At 67.6% G+C, this 13,965-nt stretch carries 12 protein-coding genes; 6 read left to right on the forward strand and 6 right to left on the reverse strand.

All coding sequences use genetic code 11. The features are described 5' to 3' along the window. Positions 1–63: 63 nt before the first annotated feature. The 4 genes from NR810_RS21780 to NR810_RS21795 all read right to left on the reverse strand — a co-directional run bounded on the left by NR810_RS21780 (position 64) and on the right by NR810_RS21795 (position 4,862). The gene (locus NR810_RS21780) at positions 64–1,353 is read right to left on the reverse strand and encodes a matrixin family metalloprotease (RefSeq protein WP_257455130.1); all 1,290 of its coding nucleotides are present in this window, start codon (positions 1,351–1,353) and stop codon (positions 64–66) included. A 422-nt stretch (positions 1,354–1,775) separates the two neighbouring features. Beyond that, positions 1,776–2,330 carry a carbohydrate-binding protein gene (locus tag NR810_RS21785; RefSeq protein ID WP_257455131.1) on the reverse strand — a complete coding sequence of 185 codons (555 nt, stop codon included), beginning with the start codon at positions 2,328–2,330 and terminating at the stop codon, positions 1,776–1,778. Positions 2,331–2,341: 11 nt separating this feature from the next. Then, positions 2,342–3,835 (reverse strand): TIM-barrel domain-containing protein, encoded by a 1,494-nt coding sequence (locus NR810_RS21790; RefSeq protein ID WP_257455132.1) that lies wholly within the window; start codon positions 3,833–3,835, stop codon positions 2,342–2,344. A gap of 559 nt (positions 3,836–4,394) precedes the next feature. Beyond that, positions 4,395–4,862, reverse strand: a complete 468-nt coding sequence (locus tag NR810_RS21795) for a MarR family winged helix-turn-helix transcriptional regulator (RefSeq protein ID WP_257455133.1) — start codon at positions 4,860–4,862, stop codon at positions 4,395–4,397. A gap of 180 nt (positions 4,863–5,042) precedes the next feature. Here NR810_RS21795 and NR810_RS21800 point away from each other — a divergent pair, with 180 nt between their 5' ends. The 5 genes from NR810_RS21800 (at position 5,043) to NR810_RS21820 (ending at position 9,226) form a co-directional block, all read left to right on the forward strand. After that, the gene (locus NR810_RS21800) at positions 5,043–5,822 is read left to right on the forward strand and encodes an alpha/beta fold hydrolase (RefSeq protein WP_257455134.1); all 780 of its coding nucleotides are present in this window, start codon (positions 5,043–5,045) and stop codon (positions 5,820–5,822) included. Between the two features lie 247 nt (positions 5,823–6,069). Then, the gene (locus NR810_RS21805; protein WP_257455135.1) at positions 6,070–6,297 is read left to right on the forward strand and encodes a hypothetical protein; all 228 of its coding nucleotides are present in this window, start codon (positions 6,070–6,072) and stop codon (positions 6,295–6,297) included. Further along, on the forward strand, positions 6,294–6,965 hold the full coding sequence (locus NR810_RS21810) for a ferric reductase-like transmembrane domain-containing protein (RefSeq protein ID WP_257455136.1): 672 nt from the start codon (positions 6,294–6,296) through the stop codon (positions 6,963–6,965). The genes NR810_RS21805 and NR810_RS21810 overlap by 4 nt, the downstream gene beginning before the upstream one ends. Before the next feature lie 180 nt (positions 6,966–7,145). Continuing rightward, a complete protein-coding gene (locus NR810_RS21815) occupies positions 7,146–7,886 on the forward strand; it encodes a response regulator (protein ID WP_257455137.1) in 741 nt (246 codons plus the stop codon). Continuing rightward, positions 7,883–9,226, forward strand: a complete 1,344-nt coding sequence (locus NR810_RS21820) for a sensor histidine kinase (protein WP_257455138.1) — start codon at positions 7,883–7,885, stop codon at positions 9,224–9,226. The genes NR810_RS21815 and NR810_RS21820 overlap by 4 nt, the downstream gene beginning before the upstream one ends. 154 nt (positions 9,227–9,380) lie before the next feature. Here the strand turns inward: NR810_RS21820 and NR810_RS21825 are convergent, their stop codons facing one another. Beyond that, a complete protein-coding gene (locus tag NR810_RS21825) occupies positions 9,381–11,129 on the reverse strand; it encodes a DUF4082 domain-containing protein (protein WP_407653814.1) in 1,749 nt (582 codons plus the stop codon). Between the two features lie 726 nt (positions 11,130–11,855). Between NR810_RS21825 and kdd the strand changes: the two genes are divergently transcribed. Then, positions 11,856–12,893 (forward strand): L-erythro-3,5-diaminohexanoate dehydrogenase, encoded by a 1,038-nt coding sequence (gene kdd / locus NR810_RS21830; RefSeq protein ID WP_306818378.1) that lies wholly within the window; start codon positions 11,856–11,858, stop codon positions 12,891–12,893. Positions 12,894–12,996: 103 nt separating this feature from the next. On the opposite strand, the gene NR810_RS21835 is transcribed toward kdd, so the two are convergent. Continuing rightward, complete coding sequence (locus NR810_RS21835) at positions 12,997–13,959, reverse strand: LysR family transcriptional regulator (RefSeq protein ID WP_257455141.1); 963 nt, start codon at positions 13,957–13,959, stop codon at positions 12,997–12,999. Positions 13,960–13,965: the final 6 nt, after the last annotated feature.

Raw genomic sequence — 13,965 nt, forward strand, 5'->3', positions numbered from 1 at the left:
ACACGCGCCTCCGCGGCCAGGAGCCGGGAGGCGCGCTTGGTTCAGCTTGTCCTCAGACCGCGCTCAGTACGGATAGCGCTCCGCCACCGCCTGCATGTCGCAGGTCGTGATGTTGGCCGCACACGCGGTGGGGTTGTAATACATGATCGAGTTGCAATCCTTGTGGTGATTGAGGCCGAGGACGTGCCCGATCTCGTGGGTCGAGACCGTCTTCCCGTAGTGCCAGCCCGAGTAGTAGTAGGTGTTCAACTTGATGGTGGCGCTCGCCATGCAGGTAGCGCTGGCGGCGTTGTAGTTCGCGTACCCGTACCAGCCGGTGGCGCCGTAATTGGCCTCGTACACCATGACGTCGGACGTGCCGCTGGCGCGCCAGTGGAGGTACAGGCTGTTGTTGTAGTTGTTGTACATCCACTCGTTCATGCCGTCGCCGACGGGCCACTTCGAGCTGGAGTAGTCCGTGAAGGTGATGTTCGTGGGCTTGCGGCACCACTTGTGGGGGAAGAGCGGAATCCCGCACCAGCTCTGGGCGGACGGCCCCTGCGAGGGGCGCTCATCCAACATGGCCAGCTTGGGCAGGTCGGGGCCCAGGTACTGGACGGCCTTCGCGCGGGACGCGACCCGCTCGAGCAGCGCGCTGACCGGCTTGCCGGCGTATCCCTCGGTCGCGGCGGCGTGACGCTGCGAGCCCGCGTCCTGGATGAGGCCGTCCTTCACCTGGAACTGGCCCAGCGGGCCGCCGGTCACGGAGTAGATGCCCTCCATGGAGCGCGTGGCCAGGGGCGCGGTGCCCCCCGGCGGGACGAGGAAGAAGACCGCCTGCGCGCCCACCGCCGGCAGCGAGCTGTCCTGCGGCGCGATCGTGCATCCGTCGGAGAGCAGACCGCCCGGGAACATGATCTCCACGGTGGAGCCCTGCGCCACCGTGCCGCCCGAGGCGGTCTTGAGCTCCTGCGAGGAGCGCGCGATGTCGCCGATCCGCACGGTCGCGATGGTCACCGGAAGGTCGGAGTAGATGCCGCTCTCCGGTCCGGTGGGCTGCCCCTCCACCTTGGACTGCGCCCAGGCGCGGACGACGTCGTAGCGCGTGGATTCCACCCGGCCGCTGACGATCAATGCCGAGTGGTCGGTCAGGTCATCGATCGAACCGTCCCGGCGGATCCAGTCCATCTCCATCGTGTGCTCCGTTCCCTCGGCGTGCGCCTGGGCGGGCACCGGCGTCCCGGGCACCCACGCCGTCACGCGAGCGTCCTCGGAAGCGGGAGCGGGCGCTTCGTCGGAACCGGGCTTGGCACATCCAGCCAGGCCCAGGAGGGCGAATGGAACGACCCAGGAACACGTCAGTTTCTTGGTCACGAGCATCTCCGCGGGGTGAACGCCGGAATTCAGCGCCAGCGTGGGTTCTCCTAAAGGACGAGAAAACGAGACGCCTGTCCCACGTGGAGCCGAAAAAAGTGCGGGGGTAGCCACGACGGAAAAAGGTGCTCACGGCGGAACCTGGCGCCGGAGATGGTGTCAAAGGATTCGAACGCGGGACTCAAGTCACGCAACGAGACTCGGTATGGACGGGGGGCCCACGGGTCGTCGTCTGTCTCTCCAAGGCGCTCGGCGGGGGATGGCTGGCGAGCACGCAGTCCCCGGGGACGAGCGCGGGCGGGTAGGGGCTTGCCCCGGTTGGCACTCCCGCCCTGCGAGGCTGGGGGGATCCTTCCAATTGGCTTTAGCGGAGGGCCCCCGCCATGCGGTGACGGGGGCGAGGACGAGCATCCCGTGGTCCGCTACGGTGCGATCGTCAGGGAGTCGAGGTTGACGTGGCCCGAGTCTCCCGAGCCGTAGACGTAGGCGAGGGTATTGGTGCCCGCGTTCAGCGGGATTCGCGCGGTGTAGGTCGACCAGGAGTTCCAGTCCGCTGTCGCGGGCAGGGTGATCTGGGTGCGCACGCCATTCAACATCATGGAGACCGTCTGGGCCGAGCCGCTGCCGTTGCTGTACTTCAGGGTCGCGGAGTAGGTGCCCGCCGTGCTGGCCTGCAGGGTGAACGCGGTGGTCGCTCCGGAGTTCCAGTACCCAGCGACGAACCCGCGCCCGGAGTAGCCCGGGTGGTCGTTCAGGGCGATCGCGCCCGAGGACAGCGCCGCGTCCTCCGCCTCGAGCACGAGCATCGGGGGAGGGGGCGGTGCGATCGTCAGGGAGTCGAGGTTGACGTGGCCCGAGTCTCCCGAGCCGTAGACGTAGGCGAGGGTATTGGTGCCCGCGTTCAGCGGGATTCGCGCGGTGTAGGTCGACCAGGAGTTCCAGTCCGCCGTCACGGGCAGGGTGATCTGGGTGCGCACGCCATTCAACATCAGAGCATGCGGGTGCGCTGCTCGGCCATATTGCCGAACCCGGATTCGATGTCGCCGGACCACATGCCGTAGCCGTAGCGCTGGGCGCCGAGGTAGAAGTTGCGGTTGAGCGAGAACACCCGCCGGTCCGAGACCGCCCGCTGCCCGTCATACAGCGACCGCTGCATGTTGAAGTGCTGGAGGCTGTTGAACAGCGTCCCGTTCGCCTCGTCGGCCTCGTCGTTCCACCAGCCCGCGATGCCCGAGTCGAACAGCGTCCGGGAGTGCTGCCAATACCAGTCACGGCACGTCTGCTTGGAGAAGTCGACGTCGTTGGCGGGCCGGCCGGAGAAGTACTCCATGTAATCGGCCAGGCCCGGGTAGAAGCAGCCGTTGGTGCGCGCCCACTGTCCCTGCACCGTGGTGCCTCCGCCCGCCTTCCCGACGATCACCCGGGGCTTCATGATCCCCATCAACATGACGCCCCTGGCCGCCATGTCCCGGGCGAACGTCCCGGCCGCCCCGCTGGGGAACTTGTTCGGGTGCACGTTGCCGCTGGCGGAGGTCGAGTTCCACCGGAACTCGCCGTAGTCGTCCTCGCCCCAGGCCTTGAAGTCGAAGTCCAGGGTGAAGGCATCCAGGGGGATCTTCCGATCCCGGTAGCCCTGGACGATCGAGATGACCTCCGTCTGCGTGGTGCCCCACTCGCTGTTGTTGAACCCCAGGGCCCACTTGGGTGACAGGGCGGGCTTGCCGGAGATCTCCGCGACGCCCGCCATCACCTGCCGGGGCGGACCGACCAGGACGTAGTACGCGACGTTGCGAGTCGACACGCCACTGAACTCCAGGGTGGTGTCGGTGATGGCGAAGTCCCCATCGATGGAGTCCACCAGCAACCCATAACGGCTGGTGAAGGCGAGCGGAGCCCCACCGTCCCCCTGCATGTTGGCGCTGACCCGGCCGCCGTCGTTGCGCTGCATGCCCTCGGCGAGGTTCTGCTTGGGATCCTTCTCGGCCCAGGGCACCGGGTTGCCGGTGATGCCGTAGAACGCCTGTCCGGACCCATGGTTGAACTTCACCCCGTCCGCATACACGCCCTCGGCGGCCTGCTCGCTCAGCACCAGCGCTCCCGTGGCGTCGAAGACGGAGAGGCGGGCGGGATTCCGGCTGATCTTCACGGTCAGCTGCGCCGTGGTGACCACGATGGGATTGGACGCCATGTCGGCGGAGGTGATGTTGCCCGTGGCCCACGTCTTGGCGGGATCGATGACGGCGGTGGGGGGATCGGCGACGCCACCGGGACGGTAGTCCACCTTGACGATGTCCGGGCGCAGGGCCTGGATAAGGAGCTTGTCGCCGCCGACGGTGAGGGTGAGGGTGTCACCCGAGAGGGAGGCACTGGTGACGGACCCGAGGGCGGCGTGAGCGGGCAGGGCCGACAGGCCGACCCCGGCCACTGTGGAGAGCAACGTGGTCGCGAGCAACCTCGCTCGGCGGCGGTGAGACGCGAACATGAGACAACCTCCCGGAATGGGAATGCGCGTGACGCGGCGCGCGAAGGCCGATCCGCTGAGCCCGGCATCGGAGCGGAAGGAAGCCGCAGACGCGCTGCCAGAGTCAGGACCCCCCTGAACCGGGGTCTCTGGGAGCATGACACCGGGAAATCGAGTTCGTAAAGAAAAACAGCTAAAACCTTAAAAAGTGGATGAACCAGGAAAACGATGCGCCGCGTGATCCCCGCGTCTCCACGCCCCATGAGCAGCTTGTAGCCGGTGTCCGCGCTCAGCCCGTGGGCCGCGCTGAAGCTCTTCGTGGAGGCCGCGCTTCCAGGCTGGATACCGGGCAGGTTCACCTGGGTCGTCCCCAGGGTCTTCAGCCAGGTGTTGGACGCGTTCAAGACGATGAACTCCAACTTCCAGCCCTCGTTGATGTTTTCCATGACATGGCAATGCCCGCGAGCACGGGTGGTGAGCACCAGCCCATCGCCTCCGAAGGGGCCGCGCGACGAGCCCGGGAAAGGTGTCCCGGGAAAGGTGCCAAAGAGCTCGTTGCGACAGACGTGCGCGCCGCAGCCTAGTCGCCGCCCGGGCTCCAGCCACCGATGCTGCGATAGATGCTGTCGCGGAGCTCGCGCACCTCGGCATTCAGCCGGTCCAGCCGGTCCATCGACATGCCGGAGGCCGAGAGCAGCCTTTCTCCCAGGCAGCCGGCTCGCGTCCGCAAGGTGCGGCTCTTCTCGGTGAGGGCGATCAGCACCTGCCGTTCGTCCGTGGGATTGCGTATCCGGCGCACCAGGCCCGCCGTCTCCAGACGCTTGAGCAGCGGCGTGAGCGTGCTGGACTCCAAGGCGAGACGCTCCGCGATGCGGCCGACGCTCTGCTCGTCCGTGCGCCAGAGCACGTTCAGCACCAGGTACTGCGGGTAGGTAATCCCCAACTCGTCCAGCACCGGTTTGTAGGCGCGCTGAATCGCCAGGCTCGCGGAATAGATTGCGTAGCAGACCTGCTCGTCCAGGCTCGCCGGGCTCTCGACCTCGTCCATCTCAGCTCCTTCCCTTCAACCCCTACATCTCACTTCATCGGTTCATTCTCGTACGAAAGGATATCGCGATAACATTCTGGTGGACAACGGCACTCGGCGGGTGTACCTACTTGCTTATCGCGATAACGATTTTGCTTATCGCGATAACCAACCCATCCCTCTCGAACAGGAGACAGAACCATGAACCTCACGCTTCGTACCCTCGTCTCGGCCGCCGCCTTGCTCGTGGCCGGCCTCGCCGCGGCCACCCCTGCCGGCAACCCGGCCCCCATCAAGAACGTGGTCCTGGTCCACGGCGCCTTCGCCGACGGCTCTGGCTGGCGCGGCGTGTACGATGTACTCACCGCTCGGGGCTACCGGGTCAGCATCGTCCAGAACCCGCTGACGTCGTTCGAAGACGATGTGGCCGCCACCCAGCGGGTCCTGAACCGTCAGGACGGGCCCGCCATCCTGGTGGGCCACTCCTACGGAGGCAGTGTCATCACCCAGGTCGGTGAAAGCCCCAAGGTCGCGGGCCTCGTTTATGTCGCCGCCTTTGCGCCCGAGGTCGGCCAGTCCACGCTTGATCAATACGCGGAGGTCCCCCCGCCGCCGAACTTCGTGCCCGAGGAGCAACCCGACGGATTCGCCTTCCTGAAGGGCGAGACGTTCCGGGCTGGCTTCGCGGGCGACGTGAGCAAGAAGGACGCCGCCTTCCTGCGCGACTCACAGGTCCCGATCGCCATGGCCGCCCTCAAGGCCAAGGTCACGACCGCGGCGTGGAAGACCAGACCCAGCTGGTTCATCGTGGCGACGGAGGACGGAGCCATCGCGCCGGAGCTGCTGCGGCGGACCGCCAGGCGCATCGGAGCCCGGACGACCGAGGTGAAGGGCAGCCACGTGGTGTTCCTGACCCAGCCCAAGGCGGTCGCGGACGTGATCGACTCCGCGGCGCGCGGGGTGTCGTCCGCGGCACGCTGAGCACTCGGGGCGCCGCGCTTGCTCGAGTTCTTTGACACCCGTCGGGCGTCCGCTTCACCCTGACCGAGCCCGCCTGGTTTCAATGCGCCTGGCGGCTCCGGCCGCCCTCTTCGTATCCGAATGTATCCGCCCCACGGGCGGCTAACTTTCCCGACAGATCCACGGGTTGCGCGACATCTGCGCGATACCTCGCGGCCTCCCAATGGCGCCACTGGAACACACGGCCCGCCAACCCGAGGAGAGCGCGATGTCCACCCGCAGCACGCCTACCCCGCCCCTGATGTCCCGCGTCGACGGCGTGGGCCAGCGGCTGGCGGGCCAACGTCTGGAGCGGGCCCGACCACCTGTCCGCGCTGGCGGCGGAAACCGCGGCAACGCCACCGAACTCGAAGCGCATGGCCTGCTGCTGTTGCGGCAGTCACGCGAACAGCGCGTCGTCCTCGGCACGCTCGAACCCAAAGGAGCCCTGTCATGAACACGAAAGTCCCCTCCATCACCGGCTGGAAGCTGTTCTGGCTGATCGGCACGCTGGTTCTAGCGATGTCGGCGCTGCTCCTGGCGCTCAATGCCGATCCCGTCGAAGGCACGCGCTCGGTGATCCGCGCCACGGCGCGCACCTCGTTCGCGCTGTTCCTGGCCGCGTTCGTCGCCTCCTCGCTGAACACGCTGGTACCCAGTGACTTCACGCGACGCCTGATGCGCGAACGCCGCTACGTGGGCCTGTCGTTCGCCTTCTCGCACCTTGTGCACCTGATGGCGATCTTCAGCTACGGCGTGCTCAATCCGCAGTTCTGGCCCAGCCGCAACACGTTGACCAATACACCGGGCACTGTTGGCTACGTGTTCATCGCGTTGCTGGCGATCACGTCCTTCCATGTCGTCTCGCGGCACATGACCGCGGCCTCGTGGAAGCGTCTGCACACCGTCGGCATGTGGGTGATCGCCGCCATCTTCGGCTACTCGTTCTTCAAGCGCATTCCGACGATGAGCGTGCTGTACGCCATTCCATTCTCGATGCTCTGCGCCGCCGTCGCCGTCCGCCTCGTCGGCAAGTGGGCGCAGGCGAACAAGCGCAGGCAGGCACACGCCCGCGGTTCCTACCACAACGTCCCCTCCCCCAACGCACTGGAGTCCCTGTCATGACCCCCTCCCTCGAAACCGTTCTCTACACCGCGCCCCCCTGCCCGGCCTGGACGGTGACATGAAGCGCCGTCTGGTCGAGGCCGGCCGGCGGCTCCGCGCGTTCGACATCGCGCCGCCCCGACGCGGTGGCACAATCGCGACGGACGAAGCCTCCGGCACTTCCCCCCTGCCAGGAACCAGATGGAACACGTAGATCACATCCTGGTCGTCGACGACGACCGCGAGATCCGGCAGATGGTCGCGGACTATCTGCAGAAGAACGGGCTGCGCGCTACGACAGTGGCCAACGGCCGGGAAATGCGCGCCGTGCTCGACACCCACGCCGTGGACCTGATCGTGCTGGACGTGATGATGCCCGGCCAGGACGGCCTCACGCTGTGCCGCGACCTGCGCGCCGGCAAGCACCGCGCGATACCCGTGGTGATGCTGACCGCGCGCGACGACCAGACCGACCGCATCATCGGCCTGGAAATGGGCGCCGACGACTACGTGACCAAGCCTTTCTCCGCGCGCGAATTGCTCGCGCGCATCAAGGCGGTGATCCGGCGCACGCGCATGTTGCCGCCCAACCTGCAGGTCACCGAGGCCAGCCGCATTCTGGCGTTCGGGCGCTGGCGCCTGGACACCACCGCGCGCCACCTGCTCGCTCCCGACGACACCGTGGTCGCGCTCAGCGGCGCCGAGTTCCGCCTGCTGCGCGTGTTCCTCGACCATCCCAACCGCGTGCTCACCCGCGACCAACTGCTCAACCTCACCCAGGGCCGCGACGCGGAGCACTTCGACCGCTCCATCGACCTGTTGGTCAGCCGCCTGCGGCAGCGCCTGCAGGACGACGCACGCGAGCAGAGCTACATCAAGACCGTGCGCAGCGAGGGCTATGTCTTCAGCATGCCGGTGACGCTGGTCGGTGAAGGAGAATGAACGCGCCGCGCCACCGCAGGTGGTCGCGCTGGCTGCCCAGGACCATCGCCTCGCGCCTGTACCTGATCCTCTTCAGCGGCCTGCTGCTCGCGCACGGGCTGTCGTTCGGCCTGCTGTTCTACGAGCGCTACGAAGCGGCGACCTCGATGTTGATGACCAACCTGGAGCAGGACGTCGTGGTGGCGGTGAAGCTGCTCGACCGCCTGCCACCGGAGGAACGCGAACACTGGCTGCCGATGCTGCGGCGTCGCACCTTTCACTATATGCTGGGTCCTGGACAGGAGGGCGGGCCGCTCGCCAGCGACACCTCTCGGGACATGGCCAGCATGATCGCCATGGCGCTGGGCCCGCGCTATCCGACCAGGGCGAACGCCGTGTCCGCGGATCCGGAGCGGTTCCAGGTGCACCTGAAGCTGAGCGACGGCAGCCCGATGGTGCTTGAGGTGCAGCCATCGGTGATGCCGCTGGCGAAGTGGCTGCCTTACGTGCTGGCCGTACAGCTGGGCTTGTTGCTGCTGTGCACGTGGGCGGCGGTACGCCTGGCGACGCGACCGCTGGCGCGACTGGCCGACGCCGCACATACGCTGAGCCCGGCCGGCGAAGGCGAGCGCCTGCAGGAAGGCGGACCGGTCGAGGTCGCCAACGCAGTGTCCGCGTTCAACGCCATGCAGGACCGCATCGCCCGGTACATGCAGGAGCGCCTGCGGATCCTCGCGGCGATCTCGCACGACCTGCAGACGCCGATCACGCGCATGAAACTGCGCGCCGAAACGATGGACGAGTCTCCCGAGCGAGAGAAGATGATCGGCGACCTCGGGCAGATGGAGCACCTGGTGCGCGAAGGCATCGCCTACGCGCGCAGTGCGCACGGCGCGTCGGAGACGCCCGTCAGGATCGACTTCAACGCGTTCTTCGACAGCCTGGTCTACGACTATCTCGACACCGGCAGGCAGGTGGCGTTCACCGGCCGCGTCAACGCTCCCGTGACGACGCGGCCGCATGCCCTGCGCCGGGTGGTCTCCAACCTGATCGACAACGCCATCAAGTATACCGGCGCAGCCGAGCTGGACGTCGGCAACGACGACAAGGGCGATGTGCTGATCCGCGTGCGCGATCGTGGCCCCGGCATTCCCGAAGCCGAGCTGGGCAAGGTGATGGAGCCCTTCTATCGCTTGGAAGACTCGCGCAACCGCGATACCGGCGGCACCGGCCTTGGCCTGGCGATCGCGCAGCAGTTGGCCGAGTCGATCGGTGCGACGCTGACGCTGCGCAATCGCGAAGGCGGTGGACTGGAGGCCATCGTGCGCGTACCGGCGGGCCTTCGAAACCGCGGGCGATGACTGGGGGCTCGCGAGGAGCGTACTCGTGGGCGAGAAGATTGAGATTGCCCTCGAGGTGCAGGCGGTCAAGGCCCACGCCCAGAAGGGGGCCTGACGTTGGACGCCCGTCGAGCGGGCCCGTCCCTCGTGAATGGACGGGCCCGCGTCCGGTCTCTCAGTCCTGGATGCGGTACTTGTGGTGCGTGTACTCGGCGGCGAAGGAGTCGGTGAACCTCCCGCCGGAGTAGGGGATGGTGCGGTTCTCGCCAATCACCTCGATGGTGCCGCTCGCGGGCAGGCCGGGCGGCAGGGTGTAGGTGTACGTCCCGCTGGCGAACTGCCGCTTCTGCATGGCGAAGACGTAGGCGGCGTTGTCGCGGTACTTGAGCATCGTGCTCAGGTTCGGGTTGAACTGCCACACGTAGGACTGCGTGTTGAGCACCCGCGCGAGCGACTTCACCTCGGCGTTGATCTTCTTCACCCGGTCATGCGTGGCCTGGTAGGCGGCGCGTGTGTCATTGAGCACGTCCGGGGTCGACGGGTTCGCGGTGGAGTCAGAGAAGACGTGCGAGAAGTACGCGAGGAGGCGCGCCTCGTGGATGAGCGTGGACCACACCGCGCCCTCGATCTGGTTGGCGTTGATGACGCTCCCGGTGGCCACGCCGAGCCGCCACTTCGCCCGCGGGTCCGGCCCGTCCGCGCCGGAGAGGAACGTGGCCCGCTCCTCGTCCGACTGCCACATCAGCGCGCCCTTGCCGACGTTGGCGTAGATGAGGGCGTTCGGGTTGTTCAACTGCTCGTACTGGGTGTTGTAGACGGAGTAGCCGCAGGCGTGCGGCTGGTCCGGCACGCAGGTGTCGTACACCGCGTCGTTGACGTAGCCGGTCCACGGATTCCAGCCCGGGCCGCCCCACATGTCCACCTCGTCGTGGAAGGTCGTGCCGACCGACTCACCGCCCAGTCCGGTGCCGGCGAGGTTCCAGATGCCGTACTTCCGCATCCATGCGCCCGAGCTCTCGTTGGTGTTGTACACCTCGAGGAACGTGTTGATGCCGTGCGCCGCGTCGGTGCTGAAGCGCCACTCCTCGTCGGAGTACGCGCCCCAGTAGCCGATGGGGAAGAAGTCCTCGCGGGTCCACGGCGTGCCCGCCATGGCCGGGAAGCGCGCGTAGTACGACGGTCCGCCCTCCCACGGCACGCGCGGCAGGCTCAGCCCGGGGGGCGGCTGCTCCGAGGTCGTGGTGGCCGAGGCCGTATTGGACGCGGGGCCCAGGTTGCCGACGGCGTCACGGGCCCTCACCGTGTACGTGTAGAGCGTGGACGCCGCGAGCCCGACGTCCTTGTACGTGAGCGTGTTCCCGGAGACGGTGGTGAACTCCTCGCCGTTGCGGAAGAGGACGTAGGCCGTCACGCCGATGTCGTCCGTGGCCGCGGTCCAGGTGAGCTGGATGGCGCCCGCCGTGGACGGCGCCGCGGCGAGGGAGCCTGGAGCGGAGGGCGCGCCCGTGTCGGGGGTGGGGGAGAAGAGCACGTCCACGAAGTAGTTGGTGCTCTGGTAGCTCTGCGTGGGGAAGCCGCCGCTGCCATAGAGATAGACGCCATTCTCGCCGTCCACGCCGGAGGCCAGCGCCGTCAGGGGGCCATTCGTGATGCCCTGGCTGGCGAAGGCGTTGTCCGTGGCCGAGTAGCGGCCGCGCGGCGCGAGGTACGAGGCGACGTACGTGGTGTTGGCGGAGATGCTCACCGGCGTGGCGAAGCGCACCATCTGCCACCCGGTGGCCGTCTCGTTGGTGAACGTCGCGGACGCGAGCCGCTGTCCCGAGCGGCTCCAGAGGCTGCCCACGTGCGTCCCACTGTTCGCCGAGCTGCCCTTGTAGAAGCGGACGCCCGCCACGGTGCCCGGGACGCTGGCGCGGAACTTCACGCCCAGCTCGACGGACGCCGTGTCCGGGTCCGCGAGGATGGCGGGGGTGACACTCGCGCCGAAGATGCTGGCCTCGGTCGCGAGGCGAGGGAGACGCCCCGCGGCTTCGGCATCAGCGCGAGCTGCAACGTCGCCGGCTTCTGCTGCTGCGTGACCCGCCCGAGCAGTGAGCCAGGCGGGAAGAGAAGCCGCGCAGCCCCTTGAAGTACACATCGGCCCTGGCCACCCTCCCATGAGGTGCGCGGCAGTGGCCTGGCTCTCTTGGCCCGGGCGGCATAAGCCTCAGAGGATGTTGAAGTGGAGCAGTCAGGCGAAGCGCCGAAGCATGAGGTCAATCATTCCGAGTTGGATGAAGGCGTCGGAAGCCGATGGAGGTATTCGAATTCTCCTCCATGTCCATGAGTTTCACGGCGGCGGCACTGGCCGTGGAAGGTGTGGGCAAGGAAGTCACCTTGCTGGTGGGCGGCGGCGACGTGCCTGTGTCGAGTCGCGCTACGTCCAGCGGGCGTTGGTGCGTACACTCAGGCACAATGGGGCCGTTCATCAGTCTCGTTCCGCCTTCGACAGCTTCGGAAATCCCACAGGTCAATCACACGCGGCGCGGTACCGCCCCCGGTTCCTGGCGGGGGTCGTTCCCGCTTGGCATGAGCGGCGCACGGGTGGCGCGGGGACGGCCCACGTGTGTCGTCCATCCCCCGGATGTCCTGGGGGGAGTGGGGGAGCGCCATGGTGATTCCAGATCCTTACGGGCTCAAACGCGTCATCGGTGAACGAGGCGTGTTGCCTCAGCGGGCGAAACGGTTGGACCCCTCGTTGCCGTGCCGTGAGTCGGAGCTGCTCATCGACGTGGAGCGTCTCAACGTCGATGCCGCGTCCTTCCAACAGCTCCGGGACTCCGCTGGCGGAGATCCGGCGCGCATCGCGCAGCGCATCCGGGAGATCGTCCAGGAGCGAGGCAAGATGCACAACCCGGTGACAGGCTCGGGCGGAATGCTCATCGGGCGGGTGAAGGAGGTGGGCCCGAAGTATCCAGCCCGCAAGCGGCTGAAGGTGGGGGATCGGGTTGCCTCCATGGTGAGTCTCACCCTCACGCCCCTCCAGCTCGAGGGAATCGACCGGGTGAACGTGGACAACGGCCAGGTCGACGTGCGTGGACACGCCATCCTCTTCGCCACCGGCCACTACGCGAAACTACCGGATGACCTGCCCGAGGCGCTCGCGCTCGCCGCGCTGGATGTCTGTGGCGCACCGGCCTTGATTCACCGGTTCGTGAGCCCCGGGATGACCGTGGGTGTCCTGGGGGCGGGCAAGGGCGGGGCACTCAGCCTCACCCAGGCCCGCCGGAGCCTCGGCGGACATGGGCGGCTGATAGCCCTGGATGCATCCGAGGATGCGCTCGCTCTGCTCTCGGGCCTGGGCCTCTGTGACGCGGCACTGCGCGTGGATGCCACCCAGGCCGTCGAGGCGATGGAGAAGGTGTGCCAGGCCACCGGCGGAGAGATGTGCGATCTCGTCGTCAACTGCGCTTCGGTGGGAAACACCGAGATGGCCACCCTCCTGGCCACGCGTGCGGGAGGCATGGCCATCTTCTTCTCCATGGCCACCAGCTTCACCACGGCCGCGCTCGGGGCGGATGGCATCGGCAAGGACGTCACCATCCTGGTGGGCAACGGCTATGTGCCTGGTCATGTGGAGCTGACCCTGGACCTGCTACGGACCGAGCCAGCCCTGCGCCAGTTCTTCGAGGAACGCTACCGCGTGTAGGAAATGAGCGGGGTGGCTGGAGGATGGATGTCTCTGGGTGGGATGGGGAGCCACCGAGCATCCTCGGGGACTCCCCACCTGGCTTCGTCCTACCACCGGGATGTCATACTTTTCGCGGTGGGCGCGGGCTCGCGGGGCCCCGTGCGCCTTCCGGGGCCTCCCTCTTCTTCCGTGGCGCCGCCTCGCGGGCCACGTCCACGAAGGCCCGCAGCGCGGGCGATACCTGCGCGCGGCTGGGGAAGTAGAGGAACAGGCCCGGCACCAACGCCGCGTAGGGCTCCAGCACCACGCGCAGGGTGCCTCGCCGCAGTTCCTCCGTCACCATGGGCTCGAACGCGTAGGCGAGCCCCACCCCGGCCTCCGCCATCCGCAGCAGCAGGTGGCTGTCCGAGGTGATGACGGGCCCCCGTACCGGCACGCGCCAGCTCCGCGTCCCGCGCTCCAGCTCCCACTGGTAGATGCCTGACGTCGTGGTGGAGCGGATGCAGATGCACTCATGGGACAGCAGGTCGTCCGGCGTCTCCGGCGTGCCCCTCCGCTCCAGGTACGAGGGCGCGGCCACCACCACGAACCGGCACGCATCCGACAGCCGGACCTGCACCATGTCCCGCTCGATGGACTCCGTCAGCCGGATCCCCGCGTCCAGCCCCTCGGCCACGATGTCCACCAGGCGGTCCTCCACCCGGACGTCCACCTCCACCTTCGGGTAGCGCGCGAGGAACCGTGGCAGCAGCGGCGCGATGAGGGTGGACACCGCGATGGCGGGAACCGTCAGCCGCACCCGTCCCGTCACCTCCCCCGGCTGCACCGCGGCCGTCCTCAGCGCCTCCAGTGCCTGGTCCACCGCCGGCCCGGCGTTCTCCAGCAGGCGCTGCCCCGCCTCCGTCAGCGCCACGCTCCGGGAGGTCCGCGTGAGCAGGGGGACGCCAAGCCGTTCCTCGAGCTGGCGGACGGATTGGCTCAGCGCGGACGGAGAGATGCCGAGCTCGGTGGCGGCGGCCGTGAAGCCGCGCCTCCGGGCTACGGCGAGGAACGCATTCAGGGCATTGAGCGGGGTGAAGGCCATCTTGAA

The sequence above is a fragment of the Archangium lipolyticum genome (assembly GCF_024623785.1).
Taxonomy (GTDB): Bacteria; Myxococcota; Myxococcia; order Myxococcales; family Myxococcaceae; genus Archangium; species Archangium lipolyticum.